Source organism: Citrobacter sp. VF227 (assembly GCF_052950715.1).
In genome coordinates, this window is record NZ_JBRFVF010000458.1 from 1 (window position 1) to 456 (window position 456).

At 65.4% G+C, this 456-nt stretch carries 1 pseudogene; it reads right to left on the reverse strand.

From position 1 onward, the window contains the following. Positions 1–456 (reverse strand): annotated as a pseudogene (locus tag ACU8YC_RS27310) (RNA polymerase-associated protein RapA); the annotation flags it as partial.

Here is a 456-nt window from a genome sequence, read left to right on the forward strand (position 1 = left end):
CCTTGGCCGCCAGGTCGTTGCCGTTGCCGTCGAGCAGGCAGCGCAGCGCCAGCGGCGGCAGGAAGCGGCTCAGCTGCAGGGCGCGCGGCGCCACCACCTCGCTGACGAACAACAGTTCGAGGAGCACGGTGCCCGGCTTGAGCGCCTTGTTCTTGATCAGCGCCACCGCGGTGTTGCCCATGGATCCGGACAGCACCAGGTCCATGCCGCCCTGCACCATGGGATGTTCCCAGGTGAGGAATTGCATGTCTTCGCGGGCTAGCGCCTGTTCGCGGTCGTAGGTGATGGTCACGGCCTCGTCGTCGCCCAGCGGGAAGCTGGCGTCCAGCATCTTTTCGCTGGGGCGCAGCACCAGGGCATTTTCCGAGTGGTCTTCACTGTCGATGCCGAACGCATCGAACAGCTGCTCCATGTAGATCGGCAGCGCGAACTGGTCGTCCTGCTCCTCGATGGCGT